This is a genomic window from Chitinophagales bacterium, from assembly GCA_017303835.1.
Lineage (GTDB): Bacteria > Bacteroidota > Bacteroidia > Chitinophagales > Chitinophagaceae > JAFLBI01.
The window spans coordinates 1-26,770 of the sequence record JAFLBI010000002.1 but is presented as its reverse complement, the minus strand read 5'-3'; the positions used below and the strand labels follow the sequence as shown (position 1 = coordinate 26,770).

The window sequence follows — 26,770 nt, the reverse complement described above, 5'->3', positions numbered from 1 at the left end:
CTTATCTGTTTGCGTACATGTTCTCGTAATACTGCTGGTAAGCACCACTTGTTACATGGTTTAACCATTCTGTGTTGCTTAAATACCAGTCAATGGTTTCTGCTAAGCCCTGCTCAAAAGTAACAGTTGGTTTCCAACCCAGTTCTTTATTGATTTTACTGGCATCAATCGCATAACGTCTGTCGTGACCAGGTCTGTCTTTTACATAAGTAATCAACTGTTCGCTGGTGCCTGGTGTTCTACCCAGTTTCTCATCCATCAGTTTGCACAAGATTTTCACCAGATCAATATTCTTCCACTCGTTAAAGCCACCAATATTATAGGTATCGCCTGATTTACCCTTGTGGAAAATCAAATCAATTGCCAATGCGTGGTCTTTTACATACAACCAATCGCGTGTGTACAAGCCATCACCATATACAGGCAATGGTTTGTTGTTGATGATATTATGAATGAAGAGCGGAATCAATTTCTCAGGGAAATGATAAGGACCATAATTATTGGAGCAGTTCGATACCACCACCTGCATGTGGTAGGTTTCGCCATAAGCACGCACAAAGTGATCGGATGCTGCTTTACTAGCTGAATAAGGAGATCTTGGATCGTAAGCCGTTTGTTCGGTAAACAAACCAGTCTCACCCAATGTACCATATACTTCATCTGTAGAAATATGGTAGAAACGATGTTGATCCAAATCAGCTTTCCAGCAATTCTTGGCGGTATTCAACAAGTTCACCGTGCCAATCACATTGGTGTATACGAAATCTAATGGTGAGACGATAGAACGATCCACATGACTTTCTGCAGCCAAATGCACCACATCGGTGATATGGTGTTTCGTGAACACAGTTTCCAATGCAGTTGCATCTAACAAGTTCACACGCTCAAAACGATAATTAGGTTTGTCTTGAATATCTTTCAGATTCTCCAGATTTCCCGCATAAGTCAAGGCATCCAGATTCACAATCGTGTAATCAGGATACTTATTCACGAATAAACGCACTACATGAGAGCCAATAAATCCTGCGCCTCCTGTAATCAGTATTTTCTTTGACATAGTATTTAGTTCCAGTTTGTGTCTTTGATTGATTCGTATACCATTTTAATGCCTGTTGGCAGGTCAATACTGGCTTTCCAGCCGAAGCTGTTGATCTTGCTTACATCCATCAGTTTTCTTGGTGTACCATCTGGCTTGTTGGTGTTCCAACGGATATTGCCTGCATACCCTACGATACCTTGTATCAACTCAGCCAATTCCTTGATCGTTACATCTTCGCCCGTACCAATATTCACCAATCCCTGCTCACTGTAATGTTCCATTAAGTGTAAACAAGCTGTGGCTAGATCATCTACATGCAGGAACTCTCTTCTCGGACTGCCTGTGCCCCATAATTCTACTTCGGGTAAATTGTTACGCTTTGCTGTGATGAACTTGCGCAGCATGGCTGGTAATACATGACTTTTCTCTAAATCATAATTATCATTCGGGCCATACAAATTCGTTGGCATCGCCGAGATAAAATTGCAACCATATTGTGCACGATAGCTATCGCACAACTCAATACCTGCAATCTTAGCCACTGCATAAGGCTGATTGGTGTATTCCAGATAACCACTGAGCAGGTATTCCTCCTTCAGTGGCTGAGGCGCCAGTTTAGGATAGATACAAGATGAACCCAGGAACAATAATTTCTTAACGCCATTTACATAGCTGTGGTGGATGATATTGCTCTCCATCATCAGGTTATCATAGATAAACTCTGCGCGGTAGGTATTATTCGCTACGATACCACCCACTTTGGCTGCAGCCAGAAAAACATAGTCCGGCTTTTCTTGTGCAAAGAAGTCCGCCACTGCCTGCTGGTTACGCAGATCCAAGTCCTTAGAGGTTCTGGTAACAATATTGCTATAGCCTTCCTGCTCCAGTTTGCGCACGAGTGCGCTTCCCACCATTCCTCGGTGTCCGGCGATGTATATCTTAGATGCTTTTTCCATTGATTCCTTTGCTATGGTCTATCGACCATCAGCCATTAGCTCTATTCAAATTCATTCTTAATCTGGTACCCGCTCTCTTTCAGTAACTGCTCTTTCTTGAACAATTCTGTATCACTTGCTACCATTTCCTTCACCATTGAAGCCAGCGTGTATTTAGGCTTCCAGCCTAGCTTGGTTTGTGCTTTGGTGGGGTCGCCGATTAAGAGGTCAACTTCTGTAGGGCGGTAATACCTTGGATCTACTTTCACCACTTCCTGACCGATCTTGATCTTATCGTTACCGCCATTATTGACAACAACACCCACTTCTGCTTCGCCAGTGCCTTTAAACTCCAATTCCACACCCACTTCTGCAAAAGCCATGCGTACAAAGTCGCGGATATAGGTCGTCGTACCTGTTGCTACCACAAAGTCTTCTGCTGTATCCTGCTGCAGCATGAGCCACATCGCTTCTACATAATCCTTGGCATGGCCCCAGTCGCGCTGTGCATCCAGGTTGCCTAAGAAAATGGTTTGCTGTAAGCCCAAAGCAATCTTAGCTACACCACGGGTAATCTTTCTGGTCACAAAAGTTTCCCCGCGGGTCGGTGATTCGTGGTTGAATAAAATACCATTGCAGGCATACATATTATATGCTTCTCGGTAGTTTACGGTAATCCAATAAGCATAAAGTTTGGCTACTGCGTACGGACTTCTTGGATAAAAAGGCGTAGTCTCACTCTGTGGAACGGCTTGTACCAAACCATATAACTCAGATGTAGATGCCTGATAGAATTTGGTTTTTTGGGTGAGACCGAGTAAACGAATCGCTTCCAATATTCTCAATGCACCAATACCATCGGCATTGGCCGTGTATTCCGGTGTTTCAAAACTTACGTGCACATGGCTCATGGCTGCCAGGTTATAAATCTCATCCGGCTGTACTTCCTGAATGATGCGGATCAGGTTGGTACTATCCGTTAAATCGCCATAATGTAAATGCAAGTGTCTGTCTTCAATATGCGGATCTTCATAAAAATGATCGATACGCTGGGTGTTGAACAAAGAACTTCTACGCTTGATGCCATGCACCTGATAGCCCTTCTTCAGTAACAGTTCGGCCAAGTATGCCCCGTCCTGACCCGTAATACCCGTGATTAATGCTTTCTTCATAATTATTTAAATGTGCTTAATTCAGATTCTATCATTTTGTCAATCACATTTTCAACAAATGTAGCTGCTCTCCAGCCTAAAACTTTTTCGGCCTTGGACGGATCCGCCTTTCCATATAACAAATCAGTAGGTCTGAATAAAGAAGTATCTACATCCACATATTCTTTGTAATTCATATTTAGGGCACGAAAAGTATAATCGACGAAATACTGTAGAGATACAGAGCGACCAGTTGCAATCACAAAGTCATCAGGCTGATCTTGCTGCATCATTAACCACATTGCTTGAACATATTCAGGTGCCCAACCCCAATCTCGTTCTATATTCAGATTACCCAACTTAAGACGCAAATTTTCTCCCTTACTGATTCTACAAGCTGATCTAATAATTTTTCTGGTCACGAAACGTTCGGGTCTTAATGGTGACTCATGGTTAAATAATATACCAGTACTGGCAAAAATATTATACGCTTCTCTGTAATTGGATACTTTCCAGAATGCTGCAGCTTTCGCCACGGCATAAGGACTTCGTGGTCTAAAAGGTGTTTCTTCATTAGCTGGCATAACCATAGCATCACCGAAACATTCGCTTGAACCAGCATTATAAATTTTTATCGGTGAAGAAATATACCTAACAGCCTCAAGCAGATTTAAAGTACCAACACTAATACTCTCCAAAGTCTCAACAGGTTGCTCAAAAGATAATCCTACAGAACTCTGCCCCGAAAGGTTATAAATTTCATCAGGCTTTATTTTATTAAGGACTTGAAGAATGCTCCTAAAATCAATCAAACTAACTGATACTGGTTTTACATTCTCTTTTATTCCGATTTTTTGTAAAGAGGAGAACGCATTGACTCCAGCATCACGGGAGCCACCAAATACTTCATAGCCTTGTTTTAACAAAAACTCAGCCAAGTATGCCCCATCCTGTCCGGAAACACCAATTATAAGTGCTTTCTTCATGTAATGAATTGTGTGATCTTTCTGATCGGCTTCAAAGTTACAGTGAACCAGTAAGGTTTGAGTCCGTTCACCTTCCAGGCCAGGCGATCGCCTTTATTGGCTAAGAGGCGGTTTTTGAGGGATTGATTACTGGCCCCACCCACCCGCATTTTCACCATCACTTCCGGCAAATATGCAGCGGGAATTTGATATTTATACAAAAACCGCAGCATCAACTCATAATCAGCTGCTGTATACATATCCAGATTGAATAAACCGTATTGCGCATAGACGCTTTTCCGCACAAAAAAAGTAGGGTGCGGCGGCATCCAGCCATATAAAAAAGCTTCTCTGCGATAGGTGCCCGCCACCCATTTCCGAGTTACACGCTGCATATCAGCTGCATCCACATACCATAAATCGCCATAAACTGCATCGGCACCGGTTTGCTCAAAAAGCTGAACCACCTTTTCAATAATCGTCGGATTGGCATATACATCATCCGAATTCAGGATCCCTACAATCTCTCCAGATGCCATTTGAATACCCTTATTCATGGCATCATAAATGCCTTTATCAGGCTCGCTCACAAAAGGCCCGCGGTGTTTGCCAGCTTCCAATAAACGAAGCGTATCATCTATAGAAGCACCATCCACCACAATATGCTCCAGCTCCTGCCAGGTTTGCGACTGAACACTTTTCAGGGTATCCAGCACAGTGGCAGCACTATTAAACGTAGCGGTGATGATGGAGACTTTCAATTGGTTATTGATTATTGTCGATTGCCAATTTTCAATTGACGATAGACGATTAGCCTAAACAATTCTTAATTGTTAATTTTTAATTCTTATTTCCTCTCCACCACAATATTCTCCATCACCAACATATCCATCTGGGTACGGAGATAACAATCCAAAGCTTCTTCAGGTGTATTCACGATGGGTTCGTTCTCGTTGAAGGAAGTATTGAGTAAGATAGGAATCCCTTTCTTTTTCCGAAACGCATCAATCAATGCATAATACCTAGGCGATACTGCTGCATCTACTGATTGCAGACGACCAGTTCCATCCACATGGGTAACAGCCGGTATGATAGTTCTTTTCTCTACACGTATGGGAAATACTTTCTCCATAAAAGGTACCGGCTCATCCAGCTCAAAATATTCTGCTACATACTCTTTGAGAATACTAGGTGCAAAGGGACGAAAACTCTCTCTGCGCTTGATCTTGCTATTCAATAAATCTTTTGCATCGGCCCTGCCTGGATCAGCGAGAATAGAACGCGCACCCAGTGCACGCGGACCAAATTCTGCTCTCCCATTAAACCAGCCCACTACACCTGCATTAATCAAACGATCAGAGACGTAGTCGAATAATTCCGGATCAGGAATCTCTTTGTATGCAATACCTTTTTGCTCCAACATAGACTTGATATAGGCATTATCAAAGCGACTACCCGTATACGCAGAGAATACGGGCGCTACTCTTGGCGCTTTCAATGTTTGATGATATACATATTGTGCAGCACCCATGGAAATACCCGCATCGTGCCCGGCTGATGGAATATAAACTTCTTTAAAAGGCGTATTTCTGGTGATCTTTCCGTTAGCCACACTATTCTGTGCCACACCACCGGCAATACAGACTTTGGTGAGTCCAGTTTGCTGATGTAAATAGTGTAACACATGGAAGATGGTCAGCTCAGCCATACGCTGTACGGATGCTGCTAAATCTTTGTGTGCCTGTTTCAGTGGTTCATCTTTTTTTCGCACAGCACCGAATACTGATTCCATCTTTGTGCTGAACGCTTGTGGAATGGCTGGAATATTGTCATTGTTGTACGCAACAAATCCTTTACCGGGAGAACGGAAATAATCCAGATTCAAACGGAACAATCCATTTGGAATCAATTGCACCACATCACGCAGCTCATCTACATATTTGGGTTCACCATAAGGTGCCAAACCCATCACCTTGTATTCATCACCATAATGCGGAAAGCCCAGCAACTGTGTGAAAGCTGTATAGAAAATACCTAGAGAATGCGGAAAATCAATTGACTCTAACACATCAAGCTGATTGCCTCTGCCAATAGCCAACATAGTGGTTGAGAAATCTCCGGAACCATCAATACTCAGTACAGCAGCTTCTTCAAAAGGTGAAGCAAAAAAAGCACTAGCCAAATGACTGCGATGGTGTTCTACCTGATGAATTTTTTGCTTGAGTGCTGAAGCACTGATACCAAAATGCTTGGCAAATTCCTGCTCCAAGCTGGCGACTTGTTGTTGGTTCGAGAAACGTTCAAAAGCGTGCTGCGCTGTTTCAAAAGGCCTTGACGCGAAGAAAAAAAGTTTGCGTATAAACTTTGCTTTGGGATCGCGTCCAATTGCAATATGATCTACCTCCTCCAAACTAACACCGGCTTCTTTCAAACAAAAAGCAATAGCCATGGATGGAAAGCCAGCCCAATGTTTTACCCTTCTGAATCTTTCTTCTTCTGTAGCAGCAATCATCTGTCCGTCTTTGAAAATAGCGGCGGATGAATCTGCATGATATGCATTAATACCAAGAATGATCATTGTTGTATTATATTAACCTTTATCAGCAAGGCATTAGCCAAACAATTGCTGATACTGTTGTATAAAATCTTGTTGTGAAAAATAATTTACTGCTAACTGATGCGACCCGCCACAAAAAGCATCATACTGTTCCTGATCCATCATCGCAATCTGTGCAACTGTACTGGACAGGTCTGCTAATTCCAGATTCCAGCCGGCTTGCTTTACTTGCAAATCATTCCAAGGTGTATGGCTACTGGTGATGATTGGCCTACCCACTGCCATGGACTCGAATAATGCATGACCAAAGTTTTCTCCCTTGCTCATTAAAATCAGCGCATGGTGCTGTTGCATCATCGAAGGCACTTGTTGCGGATGTATATCACCAGCGTATGTTACCTGTACATGCAACGGCATTTGTTTGATGAGCTCTTCACACTTTGCCCAGTAATCAGCTTCCTTGATGGGCCCCGCAATGGTGAATTGTAAAGCATAATGAGCTGGTATCTGTAGCATAGCCTGTAAGGTTTCCAACAATTGCTTTTTGGCTGTAATTACTGAGAGATATAATAGCTGTAACTGTCCCGGATGCTTCTCCAAATGCTGAAACTTTGCAATAGGCTTCCTTGGAATATTTCCGGCAACAACAACTTGCTGTGCTTCACCAAATTCACGATAAATATCTTTCGCTTCATCAGCAGTAGTTGCATGCCAGTGCAATTGATCAAACAAGCCTAAGGAACGCATTAAGCCCAAATAAATTTTTTTCTTAGTTGATTTGGTAGCGAGTGCGCCTTCTTGTATCATACCTCTCGGCGCGACAATCAAATCGTCTGTAGCAATAGCTTCTAATTTGCGCAGCCAAAGTGGATACTGAATGATGTTTCTTGCAAACATACCATTGATATACACTTTGTGCGGCTGAAGTTCTTCTATGATCTGTTTCAATTGTACAATACCTGGACTTTTATGCGAAGCATACCAAACTTGTATTGCTCTGGCATCCTTTGTTAAAACCACTTCATTCCAATCATCCGTAGTAATACCGTTGTAATAATCAGTATCATTTAAATCGTAAGCATTTGCAATCACATAGAAATCATAATAGTCTTGTAAAGCCAATACCATGTTCTGGAGCGACTGCACAGGTCCGCCTGCTTTATAGCCCGGGTAGAAATACTCATAAAGTACTAAAATCCGCTTACGTCCTTCCGTGTTCATCATCCTACCAAATAATGCTGTAATCTTTGCTTATACTGCTTGAAACCAAAATGCTGCAATACTTTTTCCTGCATAGATAAAGGTGTTGTATTGCCTGTTTGCAGATTTTGAATGATTGCTGATTCTAATTCCTTGGTGTTATCCGGATCTATCAAAGTACCCAATTCACCTTGCAGCAAAGCATCTGCACTACCATCTTTAGAGCCTGCGATTACCGGTCGACCGCAAGCCAATGCTTCAATGAATACAATACCAAAACCTTCTTTCTTTGATGGCATCACAAATAAATCGGACAACAGATAGTGATCAATTAACTCTTCATCTTTAATAAAGCCTGGCATCTGCACATAAGCAGCCGCTTTCTTATCAATGATCAATTCTTTGATACGCTTTTGTTCTTGCTTTTCCGGATTACCGCATATGAAATAGCGGATTTGTCCCACAGAAGCTGCCACTTCAGGCAAAACAGTAATCGTATTATCGTAGCCTTTGTATTTCTCAGAGAACGACAAACGCGTTACAGTCAACAAAACCTTCACTGCTTCTGATAAGCCATAACGCTGCATCAAATAAGCTGGCTTATCAAACTGCTTGGGCACAGCAAAATAAGGATCGATGGTATTGTGGAAGATGTTGATTTTATCAGCATCAATACCGGGATTCAAATCAAGAATTTGCTGTTTGGTAAACTGACTAACCGATAGAATATGATCAGCCATCTGCAATAAGCGTAGTCGGATACCTGTATGTGTTTTCCAAGCTTCAATACCATGTGTAATTAATACGAGGCGGATAGAAGGCTTCATTCGCTTCACCAAAACGGCAATTACCGCAAGGTTCATGTGACCCACAATCAAAGTATCATAACGCAATGCTGCAAAGATGGCATAGATGGTAAACACCACCCTATTACCACCAAAACCTTTGAAACGCTTGCGTGGAAAATATTTTTCATCAGGCTTACTATCGTAAGAAGAACAAGCATCCGCATCCATATAGCCATCTACACTCAACTCATGCAAAGCTTTCAGAAAGCTTCGATTGAATTTCTCGATACCACCTGTTAGCGAAAATCCTGTAAGATATAAAAAGAAAACCCTCATGATCTTCCCAATGCACCCAATAGATGGGTATCTTTTTGTGCGAGTAAATAACACCAGTATCGGCTCCAGTGAATTTTACCATTCACCAAACCCCTGTGCAATTGCTTATGTGATCTGGAACGGATATGTGTGGTATTGATATGTTGCATCCATTGTTCAAATGGAAACACAAAGCCCTGCTTCGGTCTGTTCCAGATAGGTTCAGGTAAGATATCCTTGAAAGCTTTAATCAACAAATGCTTACCCTGATTGCTATTGAAACGAATATCCGGATTGATACTGTAGGCCAGTTCCATCAACTGCTTATCCAAAAATGGCACGCGCACTTCTACACTGTGCCACATACTCATGTAATCTGTATCCTTCAACAATTGATTCTGCATATAGAGATTGGCTTCCATGAAGCTGACTTTCTCTTCCGGTTGCAGCTTCTCTACAAATGAAGGGAGTAAGATTTTCTCTAAAGCAGATTCCACTTCTGCCACAGTGCAATCCAGCAAAGAAGCGACTTGCGCTGGCAGAAAGAATCCACGATTGAACAAATATTCTCCTAGGCCCTTCTCTACCTGCAAAAAGCTGAAACGCTTTCGCTTATCATCTGGAAAAATACCGGTTACAGCAAACATGAAATCGGGCAGCCAGCGTACAGAGGCCACTACATTGGTTCTGTTGAACGTGGGATAGCCCCCAAACAATTCATCTGCACCCAAACCACTCAAGACTGCTTTGAGTCCGTAAGCCTTGGCATATCTACAAATAAAATAAGAGTTGATACCATCATTGCTTGGCTGATCCATGGCTTTGATGATATCGGGCATATTGTCGAAGAAATCTTTTTCAGTTACTAAGAAAGAACGATGTTGTGCACCTGTGGCCTGAATCACAATATCTTGATAGAGTTTTTCAGAAAACTTATCATTTTCAAATACGATAGAGAGTGTATGCAAATTATCTCCAACAACAGGTTTGGCCAAAAGGGTTAACAAACTTGAATCCAAACCACCACTCAGGAAGAGACCAATGGGTGCATCAGAAATTAGGTGGCGTTGCACTGATTCACGTAAAACAGCACGTACTTTATCAACTGCTGTTTCCTCATCATGAATTGTATAGTTATAGTATAGCTGAAAAAACTTACCTGTTTGGTACTGATGTGTGTGCAGGTTGTATTCCAACCAATGCCCTTTAGCTAGTGGCTGCACATCTTGTAGTGTGGTGATTGGCTCTGGCAGATGACCAAAGAGCAGAAAATATTTTCGCCAATCATTATTCTCCGGCCAGGATGGATCAAAAGCTGTGAATGCCCTTACTTCGGAAGCAAAACAAAACTGTCCGTTACGAACACCATAATACAATGGCTTGATACCTGCATGGTCTCTTGCCAAGAGTACAGTATTTTTACGCTTATCTAATAAAGCGAATGCAAACATCCCATTGAACCGCTGCAAACAATCTTTACCCCACTGCTGATAGGCATAGAGTATTACTTCAGTATCGCTGTGCGAACGGAATGAATAACCCAGCTGTTCCAACTCAGTACGTATGACTTGGAAATTATAGATCTCTCCATTGAAGATGAGGATGAGCTGACCGCTGGCATCTTGCATGGGTTGATGCCCCAAAGCTGATAAATCAATCAAAGACAATCTTCGATGTCCGAAAGCCAGTGGATGATCGGTATCAATATAAATACCTGCATCATCAGGACCGCCATGCTGCATGGCATCACGCATCCGCAGGATGGTTACTTCCTGAATGTTTTGTTTAGCTGATATAATTCCTGCTATACGGCACATGTTGGATTAGTCTTTGGTCTTTAGCGATTAGTCTTTAGAGCGCTCTTTCATGGTTTTTTGGCATAATCCAAGAATTCAGCAGAAGTCTTCAATTGTAAGTAAGAATACAGAAGTTAGAAGATAGTAGCCAGCTCCTCTTGTAAAGCCTGCAAAATTTCTTAGCGAAACTTAGCGCCATTGCGTCTTTGCGGTTAAAAGAAGACTATACAATTATTAATTGCTAATTATTATTCCTTAATTCACAAGAGCACTTCCAACCGCTGAGGAGCAGAGAAAATGAGGCAGCGCAGAGGTTTTACTAATAAACCTCCGCGTTAACTCTGGCAACTCTGTAGCTCTGCGGTAAATCATTGAATCATTTGTGCTCCTCTATGCCTTCGTATCGCCATGTTTCCCAAACCCCATTCTTCAATTCTTAATTATTAATTATTCATTCTTAATTCACAAAAGCATGCTCCACCACCCGCTGCACTTTTTGAAAATACCTTTTCCATTCATACTCCTGCACTTTGGCAACTGCATTCCGACCATGCACTTCAATAGCTTCCGGATGATGCAGATAATGCATCACAGCACTTTTTAATCCCCCCAAATCACCTGCAGTCAAGACAAACCCTGCATCATCACCCACTACTTCCGACGCGCCGGTTTGAGTGGTTGTAATTACCGGCAATCCGCAAGCCATGGCTTCTAGCACAACAGCAGCCCAACTATCCAAATAGCTTGGCAAGACAAACACATCCGATTGCTGCAAGCGTTCTGCCAATGCTTCGTGGTGCAGATAAGGGATATAAGTAATATTCGAATAATTCGATTTCTTGTTTAGTAAATCGGTGGCATCACCCCAGGGCCCTACTACTGTTAATTGTACTGGCAAATCTTGTATTGATTGCATCAAGTCGATCAGCAAGTGCATTCCCTTTCTTTTTGTCACAATACCCACATAAATCAACTGTAAGGTATCAGGCTTCTTATAAACGGTTTTGGGATGAAACCGTTTAGGATCAAAACCCAAGTTGGCGATATGTAGTTTGTGTTGCGGAAAACTTTGCTGCAACATGGTATCCGCAGCAAAACGCGACAAACAGATTACTTGATCACTCAGCGCATATTCTGCTTGCTTAATGGCATGGATGCGATCAAACAAAGTTGGTGTACCTGTTATAGCAGCAAAGAAATCGGTATCCTTTCTCAACTGTTGAATAAATGCCGTATGTACTTGTGCTAAGTCCAGAATCGTATGTACACCCAGTTGCTTTGCTTGCGCAAAACTTTGTTCACAAGATTTCTCATACCCAATCAAGATATCCGGCTGCAAGCGTTTCACCAAACCCTTGGCCCAACGATCATGGATGCGGTCTTCATAATAGGACCAGCGCTCTACATCGCGTATAATGAATCGTCCCAAAAACTTGTAGATGCTACCCCATGGATTGCTGTACACAATGGATTCCGGAATGCGGTGATCTTGTTTCTTTTGTAATTCCGTGGCCAAACGTTGGTTCCATGTTGCGAACCACTGCAAGATGCGATGAGAAGATCGATACCAATACGAGGTAACAAACCATACTTCATGACCGGCTTGCAATAATGCCTGAATCAAAAAGGGCGTGTATTGCTTGGAAGGATTGGAGATGAGGATTCTCATGCAAGTTGACTCCTAAAATATTGCAAGTAAGCTTCTGCTACCGAAGTTTTATTGAATGCTTGTAGATGCGCAGATGCGTTTTGCTGCGGTGCTCCTAGAGCTATTTGCGTGGTTTTGACCAAATCTGCCAGATTATTTCTTTCAAACAGAAACCCTAGTTGACCTGCTGCTTCTGCAAGTCCTCCTTCATTACTGCAAACCACTTTACAACCACAAGCCAAACCTTCCAAGGCGATCAACCCAAAAGGTTCTTTCCATCTTGCCGGCGCTACCAAGACCTTATGCTGGTTGAGTGTTTCTACCAAGGCATCACCAGTTAATGGCCCGGCAAACCGAACCGCTTCGCGAATACCCAGGTCATCTACCAATCTTTCTAAGAAGAAAAAATCAGGCCCCTCCCCAATGATGGTTAGACTTAGTTCCTTGTTTTCTTGATACAGTTGAGCAAATGCCTGAATTAATAGATCAGCCCCCTTATCACTCACCAGTCTGCCTAGAAAACAAAAATCCAAAGGACGTTCTTGTTGATTCGTGATACGGAACTCCTTGTCCACAAAATTGTGGATGACGATAGAATCACCTTTTAAAGTACTCGCCACATACTGACTCACCGCAATATTCTGTGCAATTCTCGTAAACTGGTTTTTGAGTCTTTGCTTCCAATTGTCCGCATGCTGATAAGGTAGGTGATGAATCACAAACCATTTTTTTCTAAAGCATGTAGCTAATAAAGCGGAATACAAACTGATATTAGCTTCTACGATGATGTCTGCATCCCGCATCGCCTGCCACAGTTGCCAGAAATTGTACTTTCGAATCACTTCATAGTGCAATCCGTTCATGGCCTTATTAGGCGTTTGCGTATAGACAATCACTTCATGCCCAGCTCCAGTCCACTCTTCTGCCAAACCTTGCATCACTCTTTCCAATCCGCCAATATTGGGGTGAAAGCTGATACTATGCATCAGAATCCTCAATGCAGCCAGGATTTTTTGTGGAAGAAATTCATCTGCGCTCTTACATTGGCTGCACTTGACCAGTTGTTCATGTTTGCTTGTGCAGCCATACCCATTTGCTTTACTTGCGCTGGGTGACTAATCGCATCATCCATACAACCAGCCAAAGCATTGATATTTCCAACCGGGTAGGTCCAACCCGTAAGCCCATCTTTCACCAAATCTAATCTTGCTCCTATCCGGTCGCTCACAATGACCGGAATACCACATAACATGGCTTCATTCACCGGTAAGCCATAAGGCTCATGCTCAGAACTAAATACTAAAATATTGGATGCTGTGTACCACTCAGGTAAACGCATATAAGGTATCAGGCCTGGGAATAATACTTTGTCTGTTATATTCAGATTCCTGACAGTCTCTTCCATTTCTTTTTTTAGCGGACCATCTCCGATCATAATCAAGTAGGTTTCCTTACCCAAGTTGGCAACTTGCACAAAAGCGGCAATCACATCTAAAGGCCGCTTTCTTTCGATAAATTTTGCGCAGAAGATAAATACAAATGCATTCTGCGGAATTCCATTTGCTTGACGAAATACATCTACCTGCGTTGCTGCATGTACCTGACTAATCAATTCTTCATCTACTACATAAGGCGTGATGGCCAATTGATTTGATCGAACCCCAATTGAGTGATGGTAATGCAAGGAAGCTGTGGATGGCACCCAAAGTCCGTTAGCAATATGATTATACAGTATCTTTTGAATAAACGGTTTCAAACGCAATTGCCAACCTCTGCTCTCAAATGTACCCTGCAGATATGTGGCATCACTAGTTAAAACCAGTCTCTTAAAAAAAAACTTAGTAAAAAAAATCCCTAGCTTTTGCCATGGATTGAAATAACCATAGACCACTACCACATCTGATTGGCGTATTTGCTGTATCAAGTAGCCTAACTTTTTGATTAGCTTGTGGGGTAGAAATGCATAATTGTATGCATCCCCTAATTCAACTTTGGTGACAGATTCATTGATGGCTTCAACAGAACCAGGTATAGAACCTGATTGTATATATAGTACACTCGACTGAATAGCTTTTTCTTTCGCCATTAGGCGATAGGGGAGATTGTTTTGAATGGGCTTATCGAGTATGTAGAGTAATTTGCTTAACATCACTCAAAGCGACATTCCAGATTTTTTATGATAATAAGCCTGATCTAAAAAAATAATTCCTGTCATAAAGAAAACAATATTGAAAATATTAAATGTAATCGGAGCAATAAAAGTTAAGCCGCCAATTAGCCATTTAGTCTGCCAAGGAACAACCAAACTTCTACAAAAAAAGAAGGTCATAAGAAGTCTAATAAACAATAAAATAAATCCGCCTTCCAGAACATAACGCTCAAGCTCAGACTCAATATAACCGTATTGCTGTAATGCCTCAGATGCACCCCATAATACAATAGCTCCTTGATAGGTAGAGCCAATACCGATACCGAATATTGGATTTTCACCTTTAAAATCTCTTATAGCATAATAATCCCACAGAATTCGGCTTTTTTCTTCACCAGACTCTGCTAAGGTTTCTCTACGTGTTTGGAAATTATCAAATGCAGTAGAAACAGTTGTTTCAAATCCAAGTTGCCCTCGTGCTAATATAACCAAATACACAACTACAAATGGTACAATTAGTCTAAGTATAAAACTTGAAATATTTGTTTTCCTTGCTTCAAAAATTAAGAAAAAAAGCATGATTAAGATGTATACATAAGTTGCACCCCTTGAGCCATTCATAAAACAGGCAACAAGTCCTCCAAGCATCAGTGACAGGGTAACAGCAGGGCGATATTGATATATGATTAAACCCCAAACAAATAATGCATGAAACAATAGATAAGAACTAAAACCAGTGATATACGAAAATGTCCCGGTAATTCTAACAGCAGTACCAACTTCTGCGATAATATTGCCAACATTTTGTTCCGCCGCATAACGATTTAAAAAATGCTTTTGAGGAAGGCCATATTGAATAAACCCTAAAAAAATTTCGGAGAAAGCAACAACAACTAAAACTAATATCCATTTTCGTGCATCAAAGTAAACCCTATTTTCCAGATAAAAGAAAGCCAAAAACCAAAATGAAAAGTGTAATAGTATACCAACACCTCCATGCAAAACTGACTTTTGTAAAGGATTAAATGCTCCAGCAATAAGATAAATAACAAAGAAAACTATCAGCTTATTACTAAGTACTTTATTAAACTTGAAATTTTCGTTCGTAAATAATACATAAGGCACCAGCAATTGGAAAAAGAAAATAATATTTCCCACACTATAACTTGTAAAAACCCATTTTCGTAATACCCCACTTAATATTGTAAACAAAAAAATAAATAAGAAAGTATTCGTGCTTTTTTCAACACTCTTTCTATAGAGCAAGACGCTATAATGATTCAACTTATTTAACGAAGATTGCATCTGACCAAAGCATAATATTGTTATTGTAAACTGGTTCTATAAATCCTGAAAATTTATACCCATGCGCATTTAAATACTTGAGTGTTTCACCAAAAAATGATTGTTCATCATACAATCTATCAAAAATGACTTCAACCCTGATTAAATCAATCTTTTTGCTACTCAACATTGCTGTTGCACCCTTTAAAACAGCCAACTCAGCACCCTGAACGTCAATTTTTAATACATGGATTGTATTCAGATTATACGACTTTGCTACTGCGTCAATTGTTGTACAGGCAACCTGCACAACTGAAGCTTGTTCAAGGGAAGCAGGTTTCAGTAGTGAGTTTGTTTCACTGAAAGCACTGTTTACATAAAAGTTTTTCTCGCCTATAAAATCAGCCAATGCTAAACGCGCAGGCTTAACTAATTCCTGACTGGCAAATCGGTTACTCAGTTGATTGAATGAAGACTCGAATGGCTCAAAGCAATAAACAGAAGCTCTCGAAGCAATTTCTAACATTCTCGCAGTATAATTGCCAACATTAGCTCCAACATCAAAAATGACAACCTCATTTTCTCGGTTTGCATTTACTAACTGCCTAAGATAATCAGCATCAGTCATAAACTGCTTACTGCTGACATGATAACCCGCCTTTTCAAATAAGTACTTTAATAACCCACGAATAGCCATTACCATTGTTTTTTTGTTGCAACAATCAAACCATCAAAAGAACTAATTGCCTCAAGGTCAATCTCCGTATATATGTAGTAATCATACCCCTTTAAGAAATCTAAGCAGTCTCGATGCAGGTCCTGAGAATGCGTAGAAATAAAAATATATTCTACACTCTTTTTACTAAGTGCATTTACAGCACCAGCCAACATGTCAAGCTCATACCCCTGTATATCACAATGAAGAATGTCTACTTTATTTATTTGCTGCCGGGCCAAGAAATCATCAATTGAGACAGTAAACGGCATAGTAGATTCATCAGACATATGACCTATAAAATACTGAAAGAAATTACCTTGCAATCCATTCAAAGAAAAATTCTGCTTCCCTGAATAAAGAGACCGTGCATCAGGCTCGATCATATAGTTTTTTGCACCCTTGATTTCACTATTAAACCACATTGAATAATAAGACCAGTAAGCACCCAACTCAATCATTACAGCATTATCACTAAGCCTTCTCAATACTTCCTTAAAATAATATTCTTCTTCAGGTTCATGCACGCCTTTATTCATTTGTAACATTAAATGCGTTGCATCAAAAGATTCGCCATATCCATAATAGCTTCCAATTCTCACTTTAAGTCCATTATGCATAACCTGATACCCATATTCGATAGTTCCAGCATTGGGAACTCTTTCTATTAACTGGTTGATTTCAGCAGCACAAACTTTATCTATCCGCTTTTTCCAGTAATCAGAAAGGTCTTTATATTGCTTATCAATAGTTCTCTTTCTGAACAAATCCTGTAACCGATAAAAAATAGCAACTATTACAGGTTTTGACTTTATGTACTTTATTAAGTTCATATTTAGGGATAATATTTAAGTGCCAAGTAAACCATCCTAAGACGCTCCTGCACTCTTTCTTTATTTTTAAAACTGAAGAAAAAAAACATCGCTTCAATTAAATGCCGTGCTGCAAGCGGAAAGCGCATCAAAGCAGCCGCAGACCTACCTTTCACTAAATACATATAGCGTAGTCGTCGCTTATGTACATCATACACCCTTTTAGCAGACCAAGCAGAAACCGTACTCTGATTATCATGAATTATACCAGTACATTGAATGATTGCTTTCCGAAATCCAGCCTGTGCTAACTTCCATGCCCAGTGTACATCAGACTCAGCAAATGGAAAGTTCTCAGCATCCATGCCTCCACTTTTTCTCCATGCATCAATTTTAACAAGTAGCGGACTGGTATATAAAACATCGTAATAATGCCACTTAATAGCACTGTTTTTTTGCCAGTTATTTAGTTGCATCCTCTCAAGTCCAAATTTATCGCTTAACTGCAGCCCTAGGATAGTCGCTGATATCTTAAGAAAAGTTGATCCCGGAATTAAAAATAAACCTTGAAGATTCTGAACAGTAAATCCTACAGCACCAAGCAAATCATTTCCCCTCAAAAGATTTACTGCATCTAAAACAGGCTGCTGATTCTTGATAAGATTGTCTGTTTCAAATAGCAAACCCTCAGTTGCGGCAGGAAAAAAATCTAGAACTCTTTTAAACATTCTGTTTACCCCTTCACTAAAGCTCGGTCTATCTTCTTCAATAAGCACTGCTACAGTATTAGGGTAATCACCGGCAATTTTCCTCAGGTATTCTTTACTACCATCTTCTGAACCTGCATCCAGAACGAGCAAACCGAAATCAGGGTGATTACTGATAAAATCAAGAATACAATGACAGGCTTGATGCAATAAAGCCAACCTATTATAAGAACTTACGAGAAATATTGTGGTTACTTTCATCTTTTCAGTACAGCAAGAAGCTTTTCTGTATGTGCTTTTACACTACGCTCATTTTGATAATGAGCATGCAACTGCAGAACCGTATCTTCAACTTTAACATCTGATAAAGATGGGATTGCTGAAAGCCTAAAATATAAATTAGGCTCTATAATTATAGATTCATCTGTATTAATAACACATAATCCAGCAGCCGCATAAGTTGCAAATATTCCAGACTTATCCAAAAGGTGCCCCGGATAATCGATCAGGCCGTACTTAGCTGAAGCGATATATTCAGCAACATCATAGGTTGATTTGAGGTAACCAATTTTTTTAATTGCAATATCCAAAGGCAGCCAAGAATAGTCTACATCACCTGCTCCAATATCTATTACTACGTTAATCGAAAGCTTTGCTAATAATGCTTTCAACTCGGTTTTTCTCTTTAAAGCAGCAGCCCGTCTACCATAAGTACCGAAAACAACCAGAATTTTTTTTCTTTTCATCCATGGCACTAAATTCTTAAAAACAATATTTGAGGGAACTGGCGCCAACCCAAGATACACCCCATGATGATGATAAGCTTGTATGTGCTTTAAAACGGGTTCACAGGAACAAAAGATAGCTGACGCGTTCCGAACATACATCTTAAATATTAAACGCTCAATTGGATAATACCAGAATGATTTTTGATAAAACTTCCCCTGTGCTGCATAAGCTTCATGGAAAAAAACGAGACCTTTTAATTTACGCTTCTGAAACTTAATTAAGCGAATTATATTACTTATATGCTCCAGAAATGAATACCCTGCATTCACATAACTCATTATATACAAATCTGGCATTCTGTTATATCGAAATTCTGTATCTACTAATTCACTTTTAAGGTATTCGCCAATGACTAATGCATAATCATAAATTGCATTTTGAGTAGTACCATATCCTGGCACAAGATGCAACAATATTTTCCGATCAGACATTATATATCCTCAACTTGTCTAACAATATCACCAGTAACTTTGGGCCAATCAAGTTCACTAACAGAGCTGGCTGCTGCTTTACCCATAGATACAATCAAACTAGGGGTATTTAGGAGACAATTTATCTTTTCTGAAAGATCTCTTGCACTGCCAGTTTTAAATAACATACCATTTTGATTATGCACAACAAAATCTAATTGCCCCGAATTATCGGAAACAACGGGGCATAATCCTAAGGCCATTGCCTGTGTAAGTGCAACAGACTGGCCTTCAAGATATGAAGGCAACAAAAATATTTGAGCAGTCTTCAGGAACATAATTTCTTCTTCCTGCTTAAAATGGCTAATCACATATACTCTATCTCTATATTCAGGAAGGAAACTGTGTAATACTTCTTCCGAAGAGAAGGCAGTTCCTATCAACATAAGTTCGATATCTTTTCTTAGCCTGAATAAATCATTAAATGCATCAATGATAGTATCAATACCCTTTCTTGGAATCCAAGTTCCGTTATACAAGATTCTAATTCTTTCCGAATGTTTATTCCCGTCTATTTGATTCGGCCTGAATGAATGATACCCATTTTTAAAAATATATAATCGGCTTTCTGGCACACCCCTTTTCTTTAGGAATTTGAGATCAGTTGAATTAGACAAGAGACAAAGTTGTGCATATCTAAAGCCTTTTCTGTGAGAATAAAAGCGAATCCAATCCGGGAGCAATCTAGCTTTAAATGAAAGCTGCTCAAATCTAAAATGCTTATTCAAATCCCATGCACGTTCTTCAATACCATGACTGAAAATAACCAACTTACCAGGCAATGAGGTAAAATCACCTCCAAATGGTTCATGCACAAGCCAAACATCTGCATTGATGTTCTTTTCCTTACAATAGGCAGCAGCTTTTTTACCCCAAATAAGCATATGCGCTGAACCAACTTCCATTCTACCAATATGTAAGAAGCTATGACCGGCTACTTCAAATGCATGCTTCCAGTTAGCAGCTATCCGGCCCATACCCGTTTCATTCGACAAATTTATGCAAGCGATATGGGCAACTACCATTTTCTACGAATAAGTACCAAAGAATCTACTTCATGAATAATCTCCCAACCTGTATTATTACGTATATGCTTTTCTACTAGAATAACCGGACCCCAGTCTGATTTGGTCCACCCGTTCTCAAAAACCCTTGCATCATGAAGTGCAATAATGCCCCCTCTTTTAAGTTTAGGAGCATATGTTTCAAAATCTTTTTTAACCCCTTCATAACTATGATCTCCATCTACGAACACAAAGTCTAGTTCATCAGGTAATTGCTTATGCACTTCCCAACTTAAGCCCTGAACAATATGTATTTTATGTTCAATGCCTTGTTTTTTCCATTGATGTAATGCTATAAATTTTCCATAATTGAAGCCGAGAGCCCCTTTAAAAAAAGGGTCGATTGCATATACTTTAGCATCGGCTGGTGTATTAAGTGCAAATGTTGCCGTATTCACCCCTTCAAATATGCCAATTTCTACAACCAGTCTCGCATCCGCAACTGCAGTAGTCAATAATGACCGCTCAGCTTCTGATGTTTGGGTAATAGCTTCATCAAGTCCTAAGACATATCTTAACCAATGTAATAATGCGCCTCCTTTCATTTTCTACTTGCTTTTATGAAATATCCAGTAGTATCACCATATAAGTCAAATTTCTCATCCAAATGCTTAAAGAAAATATCAACAACTTTGGCGAGTAGCTTATAAGCGTAACCCCAGGCAGAACCTTTTTGCTTCAATTCAATTCCAGTCATACGCATATCATTAGCTATTTTACTTGCATTGCCTAATTGAGGAATGATAAAATCAATATCAAAGTTGTTTTCATTAAGCAAGTATCGAATTCCGTGCTTTGTATACCTGTAAAAGTCGTAAGGCTCTTGATGCAATGGTACACTATGCGGTAGGCTAAGAAATAAAAAGCCACCTGGCTTGAGAATTCTATTAAATTCTTTCAGCACCAACCATGGCTCAGGAACATGTTCTAATACCTGAATACACATAATTACATCAACTGACCGATCTTCAAGAGGAATCTGTCTTAAATCCCCTTTTATATCCAGATGTGAATAGTCAACTGTATGATCTCCCACACCCAAGTCCATAGAAGTATACTTAATTTCCTGAGTAATCCTTTGCCGCCAATGTCCGTCACCTGCACCTGCATCAAAAACATAATCCCCGTTCCGGATAGACTTATTTAAATCACTGATATATTCATTCCAATAATACATACTATTGATTATTACTGATAAATAAATCGATTTGTTCAGAAGTAAGCAGCTGCGTATTCTGCTTAATTTTATCCAGCGGCCAATTCCACCACTTCAATTCAAGCAATTGTGCAATCTGATGTTCCTCGAACCTTTTCCTGATCATTTTTGCTGGATTACCCCCCACAATTGAGTATGGCTCAACATCTCTAGTAACAACTGAACCTGTTGCAATGATAGCCCCATCACCAATAGTAACACCTGCCATAATGGTTACACCCGCGCCTATCCAAACATCATTGCCAATAATTGTATGAAATCCATGTATTAGATTATCCACAAAACTTACATCACTAAAAGCAGCATGAAATGGGTAAGTTGATACAAAGTCTGCCCTGTGATATCCACCAATAAATATGGTTACATGTTCTGCTATTGAACAAAACTTTCCAATTGTTAATTTGGATCTTTCCCCAAAGTATACAATTCTGGGGCTATTCGTATCTGGATGACCATATGTATAGTCGCCTATTTCAATGATTTCACTTTGATACCTTGGCAATTGATTCAGCATTCTGTATGGATCATGCTCGAGATATCTTTTGATTCTCCTCCAGACTTTGCCAAACAAATTTCTAAGATTGGAAGACAAACCGTGCCTATAAGGCCCAAACTCAGGTCTTAAACTTTCGTTCATAGAATAATTTCCACGATTGGAATTTAAAGATTACAACAAACATGTGCTCAAGCCATATTTTAATGGCAATGAATATATGCTTAGACAAAAAATGCCCTTTTGCCATTCCGTAATGGGTTTGTGTAATGGCAATTAATAATTGCTTAAGCTGAATGTTTTTATTCCACTTGTTTGCAAAATAAACTGCCATTTCCTGGTATTTGCCAAGCTTGATACCATCACGAATACTTCTCCATGGGTGTAATACAAAAGCATTAGGCACAAACTGTATAACAGTACCTGCTTGCTTTAACCTTTCTCTGAAATCAACATCCTCCAAATGTGGAAATCGAAACTTCTCATCAAATCCTTTTAAACTCAGGAATAATTGGCGCTTAATTAAAAAATTACAGCTCCACAAATTTCCACCGGTAATATTTAATGGCGCATGCTCTATTGGGCTATTCTTCTCACGATCCGTTCTAATGGCACCCTCAAAAACCTCAATGGCAGGGTATTGCTTTATAGCAAGCTGATAAGCTTTTACCAAATCTTGATCTGGTATACAATCATCGTCTAAAAACAGCAGCCACTCACCGCTTGCCTTTGCTGCACCATTGTTTCTATTTGATGCTGGTCCTTTTTGAGGACCTCTTACATAAATAACTTGAGAAAAGTTCCTCAGTACATACACTTCAGTATCATTCAGTTTGCTATCATCTGTTACAATGAGTTCTATGCTTTCTGAAGCCCGAGATGCTGCTTCGTTAATTTTGCTTATACAATGACTAAGCTCTGAAATACGATTACAAGTTGGTATAATTACTGAGATCAAAACTTATGCCTTACAAGTTGATGTACAAAATACCAGCACCACTCAAAAAAGGAAAATTTAATGTCATTTCTAAGTAATAATACTTCTGAAAACTTTTCAGTTGAAGTAACGATAATCTTGAAGCCAATTGATGAAAATCGTGACAATGCTCTATATGTTGCTTGCCTTAAATCATCATCTAAAAACTCATGAAACTCAACTGTAATTTGCCTAAAATATGATAATTCTTGATCAGAGAGGCTTTCAAATACAGCTATTTCAGATCCCTCTATATCTACTTTCAAAATGTCAACTTCATCATAGATATCACTCTGCTTCATTAATGTAACTAACTTGAATGCAGGAACAGTGACTTGCTCGCTAACATTCCAAGCAGAAGCAATAGTTTTATTAATACTACTAGCTTCATCATTTTGAGAAATAGAAAACCTTGTTTCGCCATCGAAATCACAGACAGCACCATGATATTTCTTGAAGTCAGAATTATCACTGAGTCCTTCATACAATTGGCGATTTGCTTCAACACAGAACCCCTTAATAGAATACAGTTTTCCAATGCTCTCGTAAAAAACACCTCGATTAGCCCCTAAATCTATCATCGAAATTGTTTTATCCAGACAATTAGTCTTTACAAAGTGCCCACCTATATACGCCAATCCAAGCTTTTTTGCAGACAAGTAAATCAGCTTTAGCTGAACTTTATCTAAAAAGCTGTACTTACGCATCGGCTAATTTTTGGATCATGTTGTAATACTTATCTTTCAAAACAGCCCAATCAAAAGTATTTCTAGCATGACTAGAAATTACACTAGATTCTATATTCCTTGATTCGATTTCAGCGATAGCTTCAATTAGTTGATTGTTTCTTGTAAGATCTTTATAAATACCATATTCACCAAGTGTTTCTCTGGTAACTATATAGTCATGTACAATTGGCATTAGGCCACATCCTAAAGCTTCAGGAAGCACTCTTGGCAAGCCTTCATGTAAAGAAGCTAAAATAAAAAAGTCGGCAGCGTATAGATAGCTACTAACCTTGTCTGCAGCCACGCTTGTTATAAGAAAATCATCTGCATTTAACTTAATCTCCGCATAACTTGTCACCTCTTTACTTTCAACTCCCATTTCGCCAAGTAAAATCAGGAAATAATTATCAAATCCTCGAATACTTGCAAACTCATCGACTACATAGGACATTCTTTTATGAGAGTTATTGATTGCACCTACGCTGATAATAATCTTCTTATTTAAAGGCAAGTTTAAGGTCTGCCTCAAAGTCATTTTATTCAACCCATACGGAAAATTAACATACTTAATGCCATAAGGAATAACAGTCATAAATGAGGGAGGCACACCACTTTGAACTGCACCAGAAAAATAATGGGGCAATAATTGATGCACGTGATCCATTCTAGAAAAGGGAGGCCAATTAGGCGCCCCGTTGGAAAATAATAACTTATACTTTGGTCCAACAATTTTTCTAATATGCCACAAGTACACTCCTAAGAGGAAATCACTATAAATTAACACAGCTGGTCGCTTACGCAAGAGCCAAAACCATAAAACCAAACTAAATGAAAATTGCTCAATCAAATATCCATTTTTCCTAAAGATCAATGCTAATAAACGTGCAGCACTTGAATGACGCTTAATACACCACACTTTTTTGTAACCGACTTGACAAGATGTTTTACCGCCCCCAAAAAGTGTTACATCAATTTCATCATACTCAAATAGGGCATTCGCCAATTGCAAAGAAAATGACTCATAACCTCTATTAATATGTCCTAATCCCGTACACGCTATCGCTACGCTTGTCTTCATCAGTTACTCAAATCATTAAGATATCTATACAGCTTTTTCTGCACAATATCTTTTGAAAAATTTTCTTTTACTGCATTAAGAGAGCGAACTCCCATATCGCTAAGTAACCCTTGATTTCTACTTAAATAGACTAGCTCTTCAGCTATTAAAGATGGCTCATTATCCTGTATACAATAACCACATTGGTATTGGTTAACAAACTCGTGACCAATAGCATAATCTGGCCCCAAAGATAAAATTGGCTTACCAGCAGCCATATAATCAGTAATCTTTGTCTGCAGAGATGTTTTAGCATAAGCAGCATATTCAGCTAGAAAAGATGTTGCAAGCAGACAAAGAGAAGCCCCTTGAAGCACCTTATGCATTTCATTATAGTCAATGAAACCTCCATACTCAACACCTAAAGGAGAAAAAATATTTTTATAAGTATCCCAGAATACCGGTTTACCATAAATAATAAAATCAACTGCTATACCCTGCCCCCTTAGTAATGATACCGCACGTGCAAGAAAAACAATTGCATCCAAGTGCATTGGCCAAATTGAGCCAGTATATACAATTCTTAACTTTTGATAGTCATTACTCAGCACCCTTTCTTCATGATCATGAACACTTACAGGATTATGTACTATCAACACTTTTTTAGACAAACCCCCATACTGTGCAACCAAAGACTTCTCTAAACCTTTACTTATCAGAATAATACCTATACTATCAGTTAAAGTTTTTTTTACAAAAGACATTGAATTATCAGTTAACCAACTTTTGGATATTGTGCTCATCCAGTCATCCATATAGTATGTAATCAGTGGAATACCTAATCTCTTTGAAGTATAATAAGCAAAATGAAGTCTTTCTAAATGTGAAGTTGAAATCAGAAAAAAAGTCTTTTTATCATTAATCTTCAATTTAGTGTGAGATGCAAATGCCTCTCTGATCCAACAATTCAGAACAAAAAATATTGGATTAAAAAACTTGCCAAGACGATTTCTAATTGGCTGAAAATAGTTTAAGCGAATCTTGATAACAGATCCTTTAAGTAAAGTTTCTTCAGACTCTAAATAATCTTCTACATCAGTAAACAAGGTTATTTTCTCTGAAGGGTAGGTATCAAATAAATTGTACAAAGTCTGACTGATACCCCCACCATTTCTTGACGGAACCCCATCTGAAAATATTATTAGGCTAGGATATTCCACTTTACGCCTTATTCAAACTTTCATTCACTAAGAGAATGTGCTCTCCAAGCGTGCGACTGCTATAATCATACTCAGCAACTGCCTTAAATACGTTTTTAGTACACCCTGGCTTCAGTCTGTCATGTAATTCAATAATGATATACCTACATTGTCCAAGCCATTCATCATAACCGTTCTCAAAAACCTCTCGTTCACTACCTTCAATATCCATTTTCAACAATCCTATTTGCTTAAATCCCATCAACTCTTTAATACCAGTAACAGTATACGTTTTCACCTTATTATGCATTGGATTATCAAGCCCATCAGATGGAACAGTTATATAACCCCATTCCTGATGACCATCGTCAATAAGACTAATGCTTGTTTCTTCATTCCATAAGGCACCAAGCAGGCAAGTCACATTCGCTAGTCCTTCTGTATTCATCTTCAAAAGCTCAAAATTCTTTTGGTCGGGTTCAATACATATAATTTTTGCATTAGGATATCTTCTAGAAAAATAAACAGCAGTATAGCCTACGTTTGCACCGGCATCAACTATAGTGTTAATATCACTTTCAGCGTTGAATAAATAATCGTTCAAACAAAAAACTTGTAAGAAAACGCTGAAATCTGATGAGTGCTCTCTTAGAAATATATCTCTGCCATACAAAGGCAAATGCACTTTATATAAATTCTTTCCCCGTTTAAGTTGCC

26 protein-coding genes are annotated in these 26,770 nt (G+C 39.3%); all 26 read right to left on the bottom strand.

Annotated features, from left to right (window positions below):
* Nucleotide 1: 1 nt before the first annotated feature.
* Nucleotides 2–1,057 carry a dTDP-glucose 4,6-dehydratase gene (gene rfbB / locus J0L83_12845; protein MBN8665463.1) on the bottom strand — a complete coding sequence of 352 codons (1,056 nt, stop codon included), beginning with the start codon at nucleotides 1,055–1,057 and terminating at the stop codon, nucleotides 2–4.
* A gap of 5 nt (nucleotides 1,058–1,062) precedes the next feature.
* Complete coding sequence (locus J0L83_12840; protein ID MBN8665462.1) at nucleotides 1,063–1,995, bottom strand: GDP-L-fucose synthase; 933 nt, start codon at nucleotides 1,993–1,995, stop codon at nucleotides 1,063–1,065.
* Nucleotides 1,996–2,036: 41 nt separating this feature from the next.
* Nucleotides 2,037–3,146, bottom strand: a complete 1,110-nt coding sequence (gene gmd / locus J0L83_12835; GenBank protein ID MBN8665461.1) for a GDP-mannose 4,6-dehydratase — start codon at nucleotides 3,144–3,146, stop codon at nucleotides 2,037–2,039.
* A gap of 2 nt (nucleotides 3,147–3,148) precedes the next feature.
* Complete coding sequence (locus J0L83_12830; protein MBN8665460.1) at nucleotides 3,149–4,111, bottom strand: GDP-mannose 4,6-dehydratase; 963 nt, start codon at nucleotides 4,109–4,111, stop codon at nucleotides 3,149–3,151.
* Nucleotides 4,108–4,851, bottom strand: coding sequence for a glycosyltransferase (locus tag J0L83_12825; GenBank protein MBN8665459.1), 744 nt, complete (start codon nucleotides 4,849–4,851; stop codon nucleotides 4,108–4,110). Before J0L83_12825 ends, J0L83_12830 begins: the two co-directional genes overlap by 4 nt.
* Nucleotides 4,852–4,937: 86 nt before the next feature.
* Entirely contained in the window at nucleotides 4,938–6,668 is a 1,731-nt protein-coding gene (locus J0L83_12820; GenBank protein MBN8665458.1) for a carbamoyltransferase, read from the bottom strand.
* A 33-nt stretch (nucleotides 6,669–6,701) separates the two neighbouring features.
* Nucleotides 6,702–7,871, bottom strand: a complete 1,170-nt coding sequence (locus tag J0L83_12815) for a glycosyltransferase family 4 protein (GenBank protein MBN8665457.1) — start codon at nucleotides 7,869–7,871, stop codon at nucleotides 6,702–6,704.
* Nucleotides 7,868–8,971, bottom strand: a complete 1,104-nt coding sequence (locus J0L83_12810) for a glycosyltransferase family 4 protein (GenBank protein ID MBN8665456.1) — start codon at nucleotides 8,969–8,971, stop codon at nucleotides 7,868–7,870. Before J0L83_12810 ends, J0L83_12815 begins: the two co-directional genes overlap by 4 nt.
* Entirely contained in the window at nucleotides 8,968–10,767 is a 1,800-nt protein-coding gene (gene asnB, locus J0L83_12805; GenBank protein MBN8665455.1) for an asparagine synthase (glutamine-hydrolyzing), read from the bottom strand. The genes J0L83_12810 and asnB overlap by 4 nt, the downstream gene beginning before the upstream one ends.
* Nucleotides 10,768–11,203: 436 nt before the next feature.
* Nucleotides 11,204–12,415 (bottom strand): glycosyltransferase family 4 protein, encoded by a 1,212-nt coding sequence (locus J0L83_12800; GenBank protein MBN8665454.1) that lies wholly within the window; start codon nucleotides 12,413–12,415, stop codon nucleotides 11,204–11,206.
* Nucleotides 12,412–13,392 carry a glycosyltransferase family 4 protein gene (locus J0L83_12795; GenBank protein MBN8665453.1) on the bottom strand — a complete coding sequence of 327 codons (981 nt, stop codon included), beginning with the start codon at nucleotides 13,390–13,392 and terminating at the stop codon, nucleotides 12,412–12,414. The genes J0L83_12800 and J0L83_12795 overlap by 4 nt, the downstream gene beginning before the upstream one ends.
* Nucleotides 13,389–14,543 (bottom strand): glycosyltransferase family 4 protein, encoded by a 1,155-nt coding sequence (locus J0L83_12790; GenBank protein MBN8665452.1) that lies wholly within the window; start codon nucleotides 14,541–14,543, stop codon nucleotides 13,389–13,391. The genes J0L83_12795 and J0L83_12790 overlap by 4 nt, the downstream gene beginning before the upstream one ends.
* A 3-nt stretch (nucleotides 14,544–14,546) precedes the next feature.
* Nucleotides 14,547–15,755, bottom strand: a complete 1,209-nt coding sequence (locus tag J0L83_12785; GenBank protein MBN8665451.1) for a hypothetical protein — start codon at nucleotides 15,753–15,755, stop codon at nucleotides 14,547–14,549.
* 73 nt (nucleotides 15,756–15,828) lie between these two features.
* Nucleotides 15,829–16,524, bottom strand: a complete 696-nt coding sequence (locus J0L83_12780) for an FkbM family methyltransferase (protein MBN8665450.1) — start codon at nucleotides 16,522–16,524, stop codon at nucleotides 15,829–15,831.
* The gene (locus J0L83_12775; GenBank protein ID MBN8665449.1) at nucleotides 16,524–17,375 is read right to left on the bottom strand and encodes an FkbM family methyltransferase; all 852 of its coding nucleotides are present in this window, start codon (nucleotides 17,373–17,375) and stop codon (nucleotides 16,524–16,526) included. Before J0L83_12775 ends, J0L83_12780 begins: the two co-directional genes overlap by 1 nt.
* 2 nt (nucleotides 17,376–17,377) lie before the next feature.
* Complete coding sequence (locus J0L83_12770) at nucleotides 17,378–18,322, bottom strand: hypothetical protein (GenBank protein MBN8665448.1); 945 nt, start codon at nucleotides 18,320–18,322, stop codon at nucleotides 17,378–17,380.
* The gene (locus tag J0L83_12765; GenBank protein MBN8665447.1) at nucleotides 18,319–19,281 is read right to left on the bottom strand and encodes a hypothetical protein; all 963 of its coding nucleotides are present in this window, start codon (nucleotides 19,279–19,281) and stop codon (nucleotides 18,319–18,321) included. Before J0L83_12765 ends, J0L83_12770 begins: the two co-directional genes overlap by 4 nt.
* On the bottom strand, nucleotides 19,281–20,297 hold the full coding sequence (locus tag J0L83_12760) for a glycosyltransferase family 4 protein (protein ID MBN8665446.1): 1,017 nt from the start codon (nucleotides 20,295–20,297) through the stop codon (nucleotides 19,281–19,283). Before J0L83_12760 ends, J0L83_12765 begins: the two co-directional genes overlap by 1 nt.
* Before the next feature lie 41 nt (nucleotides 20,298–20,338).
* Nucleotides 20,339–20,929, bottom strand: a complete 591-nt coding sequence (locus J0L83_12755) for a class I SAM-dependent methyltransferase (GenBank protein MBN8665445.1) — start codon at nucleotides 20,927–20,929, stop codon at nucleotides 20,339–20,341.
* Entirely contained in the window at nucleotides 20,926–21,561 is a 636-nt protein-coding gene (locus tag J0L83_12750; GenBank protein MBN8665444.1) for a class I SAM-dependent methyltransferase, read from the bottom strand. Before J0L83_12750 ends, J0L83_12755 begins: the two co-directional genes overlap by 4 nt.
* Before the next feature lies 1 nt (nucleotide 21,562).
* Nucleotides 21,563–22,114, bottom strand: a complete 552-nt coding sequence (locus J0L83_12745; protein MBN8665443.1) for a CatB-related O-acetyltransferase — start codon at nucleotides 22,112–22,114, stop codon at nucleotides 21,563–21,565.
* 100 nt (nucleotides 22,115–22,214) lie between these two features.
* A complete protein-coding gene (locus J0L83_12740; GenBank protein MBN8665442.1) occupies nucleotides 22,215–23,051 on the bottom strand; it encodes a glycosyltransferase in 837 nt (278 codons plus the stop codon).
* Nucleotides 23,048–23,776 (bottom strand): FkbM family methyltransferase, encoded by a 729-nt coding sequence (locus J0L83_12735; protein ID MBN8665441.1) that lies wholly within the window; start codon nucleotides 23,774–23,776, stop codon nucleotides 23,048–23,050. The genes J0L83_12740 and J0L83_12735 overlap by 4 nt, the downstream gene beginning before the upstream one ends.
* Nucleotides 23,769–24,875, bottom strand: coding sequence for a glycosyltransferase family 4 protein (locus J0L83_12730; protein ID MBN8665440.1), 1,107 nt, complete (start codon nucleotides 24,873–24,875; stop codon nucleotides 23,769–23,771). Before J0L83_12730 ends, J0L83_12735 begins: the two co-directional genes overlap by 8 nt.
* Nucleotides 24,875–26,074, bottom strand: a complete 1,200-nt coding sequence (locus J0L83_12725; GenBank protein MBN8665439.1) for a glycosyltransferase — start codon at nucleotides 26,072–26,074, stop codon at nucleotides 24,875–24,877. The genes J0L83_12730 and J0L83_12725 overlap by 1 nt, the downstream gene beginning before the upstream one ends.
* A gap of 1 nt (nucleotide 26,075) precedes the next feature.
* Nucleotides 26,076–26,770: FkbM family methyltransferase (locus J0L83_12720; GenBank protein ID MBN8665438.1), on the bottom strand; the 695-nt coding region annotated here is incomplete at its 5' end.

Bases quoted from the DNA above. Each gene is read 5' to 3' on its own strand.
- rfbB (MBN8665463.1), bottom strand. From the start codon at position 1,057: ATGTCAAAGAAAATACTGATTACAGGAGGCGCAGGATTTATTGGCTCT.
- J0L83_12840 (MBN8665462.1), bottom strand. From the start codon at position 1,995: ATGGAAAAAGCATCTAAGATATACATCGCCGGACACCGAGGAATGGTG.
- gmd (MBN8665461.1), bottom strand. From the start codon at position 3,146: ATGAAGAAAGCATTAATCACGGGTATTACGGGTCAGGACGGGGCATAC.
- J0L83_12830 (MBN8665460.1), bottom strand. From the start codon at position 4,111: ATGAAGAAAGCACTTATAATTGGTGTTTCCGGACAGGATGGGGCATAC.
- J0L83_12820 (MBN8665458.1), bottom strand. From the start codon at position 6,668: ATGATCATTCTTGGTATTAATGCATATCATGCAGATTCATCCGCCGCT.
- J0L83_12815 (MBN8665457.1), bottom strand. From the start codon at position 7,871: ATGATGAACACGGAAGGACGTAAGCGGATTTTAGTACTTTATGAGTAT.
- J0L83_12810 (MBN8665456.1), bottom strand. From the start codon at position 8,971: ATGAGGGTTTTCTTTTTATATCTTACAGGATTTTCGCTAACAGGTGGT.
- asnB (MBN8665455.1), bottom strand. From the start codon at position 10,767: ATGTGCCGTATAGCAGGAATTATATCAGCTAAACAAAACATTCAGGAA.
- J0L83_12800 (MBN8665454.1), bottom strand. From the start codon at position 12,415: ATGAGAATCCTCATCTCCAATCCTTCCAAGCAATACACGCCCTTTTTG.
- J0L83_12790 (MBN8665452.1), bottom strand. From the start codon at position 14,543: ATGTTAAGCAAATTACTCTACATACTCGATAAGCCCATTCAAAACAAT.
- J0L83_12780 (MBN8665450.1), bottom strand. From the start codon at position 16,524: ATGGCTATTCGTGGGTTATTAAAGTACTTATTTGAAAAGGCGGGTTAT.
- J0L83_12775 (MBN8665449.1), bottom strand. From the start codon at position 17,375: ATGAACTTAATAAAGTACATAAAGTCAAAACCTGTAATAGTTGCTATT.
- J0L83_12770 (MBN8665448.1), bottom strand. From the start codon at position 18,322: ATGAAAGTAACCACAATATTTCTCGTAAGTTCTTATAATAGGTTGGCT.
- J0L83_12765 (MBN8665447.1), bottom strand. From the start codon at position 19,281: ATGTCTGATCGGAAAATATTGTTGCATCTTGTGCCAGGATATGGTACT.
- J0L83_12760 (MBN8665446.1), bottom strand. From the start codon at position 20,297: ATGGGCCGGATAGCTGCTAACTGGAAGCATGCATTTGAAGTAGCCGGT.
- J0L83_12755 (MBN8665445.1), bottom strand. From the start codon at position 20,929: ATGAAAGGAGGCGCATTATTACATTGGTTAAGATATGTCTTAGGACTT.
- J0L83_12750 (MBN8665444.1), bottom strand. From the start codon at position 21,561: ATGTATTATTGGAATGAATATATCAGTGATTTAAATAAGTCTATCCGG.
- J0L83_12745 (MBN8665443.1), bottom strand. From the start codon at position 22,114: ATGCTGAATCAATTGCCAAGGTATCAAAGTGAAATCATTGAAATAGGC.
- J0L83_12735 (MBN8665441.1), bottom strand. From the start codon at position 23,776: ATGCGTAAGTACAGCTTTTTAGATAAAGTTCAGCTAAAGCTGATTTAC.
- J0L83_12730 (MBN8665440.1), bottom strand. From the start codon at position 24,875: ATGAAGACAAGCGTAGCGATAGCGTGTACGGGATTAGGACATATTAAT.